Annotated in this window: 7 protein-coding genes; 6 read left to right on the top strand and 1 reads right to left on the bottom strand. The window is 73.8% G+C overall.

Features of this window, described 5'->3' with window-relative positions:
* The 4 genes from MHY29_RS10890 to MHY29_RS10875 all read left to right on the top strand — a co-directional run.
* On the top strand, positions 1 to 644 hold a 644-nt coding region (locus tag MHY29_RS10890; RefSeq protein WP_239241190.1), incomplete at its 5' end, for a hypothetical protein.
* Between the two features lie 150 nt (positions 645 to 794).
* Positions 795 to 1616 (top strand): ABC transporter substrate-binding protein, encoded by an 822-nt coding sequence (locus tag MHY29_RS10885; protein ID WP_224356444.1) that lies wholly within the window; start codon positions 795 to 797, stop codon positions 1614 to 1616.
* A 65-nt stretch (positions 1617 to 1681) separates the two neighbouring features.
* Positions 1682 to 2443, top strand: a complete 762-nt coding sequence (locus MHY29_RS10880) for an amino acid ABC transporter permease (RefSeq protein WP_255718884.1) — start codon at positions 1682 to 1684, stop codon at positions 2441 to 2443.
* Between the two features lies 1 nt (position 2444).
* The gene (locus tag MHY29_RS10875) at positions 2445 to 3239 is read left to right on the top strand and encodes an amino acid ABC transporter ATP-binding protein (protein WP_224356442.1); all 795 of its coding nucleotides are present in this window, start codon (positions 2445 to 2447) and stop codon (positions 3237 to 3239) included.
* Positions 3240 to 3343: 104 nt separating this feature from the next.
* Here MHY29_RS10875 and MHY29_RS10870 read toward each other — a convergent pair whose 3' ends face one another.
* A complete protein-coding gene (locus MHY29_RS10870) occupies positions 3344 to 3937 on the bottom strand; it encodes a hypothetical protein (RefSeq protein ID WP_224356441.1) in 594 nt (197 codons plus the stop codon).
* A 186-nt stretch (positions 3938 to 4123) separates the two neighbouring features.
* On the opposite strand from MHY29_RS10870, the gene MHY29_RS10865 reads away from it, so the two are divergent.
* Positions 4124 to 4870: a DedA family protein gene (locus MHY29_RS10865; RefSeq protein ID WP_224356440.1), complete on the top strand. Its 747-nt coding sequence runs from the start codon at positions 4124 to 4126 to the stop codon at positions 4868 to 4870.
* 5 nt (positions 4871 to 4875) lie between these two features.
* A complete protein-coding gene (locus MHY29_RS10860) occupies positions 4876 to 6030 on the top strand; it encodes a hypothetical protein (RefSeq protein WP_239241188.1) in 1155 nt (384 codons plus the stop codon).
* Positions 6031 to 6081: the final 51 nt, after the last annotated feature.

The raw sequence follows: 6081 nt of genomic DNA, 5'->3' as shown, positions 1-6081 counted from the left end.
GCCCCGTGCCCCCCGACGCCCTCACCCCGCCGGACGGGATCCGTCCCTCAGGCTCCCGTGCGAGCCGGGCCGGCCGGCTGTCCGCAATCGGCGCCGAGTGGTTCGTGGCGGCGCCGCGCGAGCACGTGATGCGACTGCTGCGGGACCCTGAGCCGATCCGCGCCATCACGGCGCAGCCCGCGGACGCGGAGGTCGACGACGCGTTCGGTGTGGTCACCACCGTGCGCTCACGCGGCGCGCGCGGCGGCGAGCACCGTTCCACCAGCCAGCTGTTCCCCTCCGAGACCTCCACCCCGGACGGCGCGGCCCGCATCCGCTGGGCCGAGGTCCTCGACGAGCACCGGCCTCCGCACCAGGACTCGGACGGCACCCTGGTGCCCGACGGGCGCGACTACTCCGGGGACCTCGCCGGCGCGTACGTGTTCACACTCGTGGACGACTCCGGCCCGGACCCGGACCAGCCCGTGGACTACCCCGGCCACCAGCCTCTCTCCGGGGCCGGCACCCGGGTGCGACTGGAACGGACGCGCCGCACCGTCCGCCGTCGGGACGCCCTGGCCTCCCGGGCCACCCGCTGGCCCCAGGCCTGGGCCGTGGCCCAGCACCTGCAGTCGCTCGCCTCCCTGGCCGCGGACCGGGCCTGACGGCCCCGCCCGACGCCGTCCGCGGCGCCCGGTCACATTCCGCACCACCTCGGGACCACGGCGCGGCGGAGACCTAGGATGAGCCGATCACCCGCCCGTACCGCCCCCGCGGCCCGACCCGGACGGCCCGACCGTCCTGGAAGGCACACCATGCCCCGCACCCCCTCCCGCGCCCTCGGCGCCGTGGGCGCCGGCCTGAGCGCCGCGCTCCTGAGCGGCTGCGCCGTGATCGGCGGCGACGCCGGAACGACCGGCCCCCTGGCCGAGGACGACCTGCGCGCGACCTACCGGCTGCACGAGCCCGGCGTGCTCACGGTCTGCGCCGACGTGCCCTACCCGCCGTTCGAGTTCGAGCAGGACGGCCAGCTGACGGGCTACGACATCGACCTCACCCGCAAGCTCGCCGAGACCATGGACCTGCAGCTGAAGGTGGTGGACACCTCCTTCGAGGCCATCGAGTCCGGGGCGTCCCTGACCGGCTGCGACCTCAACGCCTCCGCCATCTCCATCACCGAGCCGCGCCAGCACGTCATGGCGTTCACCCTCCCCTACCTCGACGACGACCTCGTCCTCGTGGCCCGCAAGGACTCCGGGATCACGGACGTCGCCTCGGCCCAGGGCAAGCGTGTGGGCGTGCAGACCGCCACCACCGGCGAGGAGTACGCCCAGTCCCAGGGGCTGGACACCGTCCAGTTCGAGGACGGCGGCATGCAGGTCCAGGCCCTCCAGGCCGGCACCGTGGACGCCCTGCTGGGCAACCAGTCCGTGCTGCTGTACTCCCTCAAGGACGACCCCCGCTTCGGCGTCGTCGAGTCCCTGCCCACCGGCGAGCAGCTCGGCATGGGCGTGGCCCCGGACAACGCGCTGCTCGGCTCCGCCGTCAACCGTGCCCTCCAGACGCTGCGCAACGACGGCACCGTGGCCGAGCTGCAGCAGAAGTGGTTCGGCACCGCCCAGAAGGACTACCAGTGAGCACCCAGGCCTCCCCCGCGCCCCGCACCGCGGCCGCCCCCTCCCGCGCCGGCCGGCGCCGCACCCTGTCCGTCGCCGTCCAGGCCGCCGTGTTCGTCCTGGCGATCGTCGTCGTCGCCCTGCTGGCGGACTGGCAGGCGATCGCGGAGAACGTCCTGAACTTCAGCGCCGCGGGCCCGATGTTCCCGAACGTGATCCTCGTCGGGCTGGGCAACACGATCTTCTACACGGTCACCGCGTTCGTCGTCGGCCTGCTCGGCGGCATGCTCCTGGCGCTCATGCGCATGAGCTCCTTCGCCCCGTACCGGTGGCTGGCCACGGCCTACGTGGAGTTCTTCCGCGGCATCCCCGCACTGCTGGTGTTCCTGGCCTTCGGCTACGGCGTGCCCTTCGCGTTCGGGGTCTCCTGGCCCATCCCGGTCGTCGTGATGATCGCCCTGGGCATGGTGTCCGCGGCGTACATCGCCGAGACCCTGCGCGCCGGCCTGCAGGCCGTCCCGAAGGGCCAGATGGAGGCCGCCCGCTCCCTGGGCATGCCGCACTGGCGCGCCATGCTCACCATCGTGATCCCCCAGGCGTTCCGCGTGGTGCTGCCGCCGCTGACCAACGAGGTCATCCTCCTGACCAAGGACTCCTCCCTGGTCTACGTGCTGGGCCTGGCCGCACACGAGTACGAGCTCACGAAGTTCGGCCGCGACGGCATCGCCGCCCTGGACGCCGGCATGACCCCGATCCTCGTGGCCGGCCTGTGCTACCTGGTGATCACCATCCCGCTGTCCCTGCTGGCGCGCCGCTTCGAGGCCCGCTCGTCCCGGAAGGCCCACTGAGATGACCGAGCAGACCGCCTCCCCCCGCCCCTCCGACGCCGGGACCGCCGCCGGCGTGCACATCGCCGGGCTGCACAAGTCCTACGGCTCCAACCACGTGCTGCGCGGCATCGACCTGGACGTGGCCCCCGGCGAGGTCGTGTGCCTGATCGGGCCCTCCGGCTCCGGCAAGTCCACGCTGCTGCGCTGCGTGAACCTGCTCGAGGTCCCCGACTCCGGCGGCGTGCAGGTGGGCGAGTTCACCGTCACCGACCCGGACGTGGACCTGGACCGGCTGCGCCAGCACGTGGGCATGGTGTTCCAGCAGTTCAACCTGTTCCCGCACCTGACGGTGCTGGAGAACTGCACCGTGGCCCAGGTGAAGGTGCTCAAGCGCTCCGCCGCCGAGGCCGCGGACACCGCCCGCCGCCAGCTGGCCCGCGTGGGCCTCGGCGAGCTCGAGGGCCGCTACCCGGACCAGCTCTCCGGCGGCCAGCAGCAGCGCGTCGCGATCGCCCGCGCCCTCTCCATGGACCCGCGGCTGATGCTCTTCGACGAGCCCACCTCCGCCCTGGACCCGGAGACCGTGGGCGACGTCCTGGCGATCATGCGCAAGCTGGCCCGCGAGGGCATGACCATGCTCGTCGTGACGCACGAGATGGGCTTCGCCCGCGAGGTCGCCGACCGCGTCGTGTTCATGGACGGCGGCGTCGTCGTCGAGCAGGGCCCGGCCTCCGCCGTCATCACCGACCCGCAGGAGCCGCGCACCCAGGACTTCCTGCGCCGCGTCCTGAACCCCGCCGGCGTGGACATCTGAGCGGCGCGGACCGCTGAGCAGAGGGGGCGGCGCCCCCGCCCCCTGGACGCAGCGGAGCCCCGCACCTGCGACCGGTGCGGGGCTCCTTCGTGTGCGGAGAGGGCTCAGGCCTTCTTGCGCAGCTTGGCCAGCTCCTGGCGGGCCTCGCGCAGCGCGGCGACCTGCTGCTCGCGGGCCTCGTGGATCGCGGCGACCTTCTCGTCCTGGGCGGCGCGGATGGCGTCCACCTTGGCGTCGCGGGCGTCGGAGATGCGGGCGGCGCGCTTCTTGGCGGCCTTCTTGCGCTTGCCCGGGCGGTTCACCACGGAGTCCGCGGTGACGGCCAGGCCGGCGCCCAGCAGGAAGACGTCCTTGGCGACGGCGGTGCCGTCCTGGGACGGACGCACGCCGTCGGCCTCGGTCATCTCCGGGGTGTTCAGGTACATGGACATCAGGCCGCCGGAGAAGGCGGTCAGCGCCGAGCCGGCGAGCCAGCCCGGGACGAACGGGGCCAGCAGGGCCGCGCCGGTGCCGATCTCGGTGGCCGTGATGAAGTTCTTGAACTGCGACGGGGAGAGCTTGGCCAGGGAGGGGACGCCCTTGGCGGCCATGTTCTGCAGGTACGCGGCCTGCTCCTCGCCCAGCTTGCGCTTGCCGAGGCCGGAGTTGAGGATGAACGCGCCGGAGGTCAGGCGCAGCGGAATCTGGATGATGCTCATGGAGTCTTCCTTCCAGTGGAGCCCGCGGCACGTCACGGCGTGTGTGTGGCGCGAACGATCGGGTGAGCGGTCAGCACGCCCACAGTACCAATCGGCGCCGCCGCGTCCCCGGACCCGCCGCCCGTGATCCGCCGGGGGCGAACGACGTCCGACGCGGCGGCCGTCGTCGTCGTGGAGAATGGGGGCATGTCAGCCCTCAGCACCCTCCCCCTGCTCGCCGCCGCCGGCACCCCCGACTACGGGTGGCTCGGCAACACGATCGTCGCGATCATGGAGGCGATCGGACCGGTGGGCGTGGGCCTGGCGGTGTTCGCGGAGAACATCTTCCCGCCGATCCCCTCCGAGGTGATCCTGCCCCTGGCCGGGTTCACCGCGGCCGGCGGCGCGTTCAGCCCCCACGCCGCCCTGATCTGGGCGACCGTCGGCTCCGTGGTCGGCGCGCTGGCGCTCTACGGCCTGGGCGCGTGGCTCGGCCGACGCCGCCTGTACCGGATCGCCGCGTGGATGCCGCTGGTGGACGTGTCCGACGTCGAGAGGACGGAGAAGTGGTTCGCCCGCTACGGGTACTGGACCGTCTTCGTGGGCCGCATGGTCCCCGTCTTCCGCTCGCTCATCTCCATCCCCGCCGGCATCGAGCGGATGAACGTGGCGAAGTTCACCCTGTTCACCGCCCTGGGCTCCCTGCTGTGGAACGCGATCTTCGTGTACGGCGGGTACGCACTGGGGGAGAACTTCCACGTGATCTCGGACTATGCGGACATGTTCTCGAATATCGTGATGGTCCTGATCCTCGTGTTCCTCGCGGTGTGGGTGGTCCTCCGCCTGCGCCGGAACCGCGGCCGGGCCGCCGATCCGGCGGTGGACCACGAGGATCCCGAGGCCGCCGCCGCCCGCGTGGAGGCCGAGATCAAGGCCCTCCAGCACCGGAAGTGATCCCCATGCACCGCCTGTCCCCCGCCTCGACCGTCCGCCTGCGCGCCGGCGCGGGCCTGCTCGCGCTCGGCATGCTCGGCCTCACCGCGTGCGGCTCCGGCGACGACGCCGCGTCCTCCTCCCCCGCGCCGTCCTCCGCCGCCGCGACGCAGGAGCTGCCGTCGATGGACATGGCCCCGTTCACGCTGGACGTTCCGTCCCTCGACCTGGACAAGGTCCCCGGCGCCTCCCTCGCGGTGATCCAGGGTCAGGACCCGGAGTACCACGCGGCCTGGCTGCAGGTGCCCGGCGCCCCGGCCTGGACCCAGGCCATGGACGAGTCGGTGCGCGGGCTGGTGGCGCAGTACCAGCGGGACACCGACCGCACGGCGAGCCCGGTGCTGGACGTGCAGCCGCGCCTGGCCGTCGCCGGCCGGGACGTGGCCGCGGCCCGGCTGCTCTCCACGGAGCGCCGCGGGGACCGCTCCGTCTCCGCGGTCCACGTGGTCTGGTACGCGGCGCGCGAGGACCGCGTGCTGTCCACGGAGGACCTCTTCACGGCCGACGGCTGGGCCGCGTTCCGCCGCGAGGTCGGCGCCCGCATGGCCGGGGACCCGGCCGTGGTGCAGGACCGCCTGCGCTCCGCCGTGGACGCCCCCGCCCAGGTGGAGAACGTCCGCGTGTGGGACGCGCTGACGTTCCTGCCGGACGGCTCCGCCCTGCTCGAGGTGGACCAGGCCGCCATGTCCCCGGCCGACGCTGGCGTGCTCACCGCCCGCATCCCGGCGGACACCGTGCGCCCCTGGCTCTCCGCCCTGGGCGTCTCCGCCCAGGACGCGGCCCGCAGCCCGGAGGCCCTCGTGCTCCCGGAGCGCCCCTCCGCGGCGCCCGCCTCCGAGGGCGGCGACGCCGCCGTGCCTGCGCCGGGGCAGCCCTCCTCCGACGGCGCGACGACGTCCGCCCCCGGTCAGGGCTCCGTCCCGCCGGCGCCCGGGCTGCCCGGTGCCCCGGCCCCCGGCACGCCGGGCACGGCGTCCCAGGGCGGCGGGTCCCCGGGCACGGCCCCACAGGACACCGGGTCACAGCACACCGGGTCACAGGGCACCGGATCACAGGGGACCGGCGCGTCCGCCCCCGGTGCGTCCCCGTCCGCGACCCGCGGCGACGCCGGGCCCCTGTGATCCGGTGCCCTGTGACCCGGTGTGCGGGGCGCCGGTGTCCGGTGGGGGCGG

Origin of the sequence: Micrococcus sp. ACRRV (assembly GCF_022346985.1) — a bacterium.
Lineage (GTDB): Bacteria > Actinomycetota > Actinomycetes > Actinomycetales > Micrococcaceae > Micrococcus > Micrococcus porci.
The sequence above is the reverse complement of the archived record's forward strand: the minus strand, read 5'-3'. Positions and strand labels throughout refer to the sequence as shown.

Coding starts and splice junctions, on each gene's coding strand:
- MHY29_RS10885 (WP_224356444.1), top strand. CDS start 795: ATGCCCCGCACCCCCTCCCGCGCCCTCGGCGCCGTGGGCGCCGGCCTG.
- MHY29_RS10875 (WP_224356442.1), top strand. CDS start 2,445: ATGACCGAGCAGACCGCCTCCCCCCGCCCCTCCGACGCCGGGACCGCC.
- MHY29_RS10870 (WP_224356441.1), bottom strand. CDS start 3,937: ATGAGCATCATCCAGATTCCGCTGCGCCTGACCTCCGGCGCGTTCATC.
- MHY29_RS10865 (WP_224356440.1), top strand. CDS start 4,124: ATGTCAGCCCTCAGCACCCTCCCCCTGCTCGCCGCCGCCGGCACCCCC.
- MHY29_RS10860 (WP_239241188.1), top strand. CDS start 4,876: ATGCACCGCCTGTCCCCCGCCTCGACCGTCCGCCTGCGCGCCGGCGCG.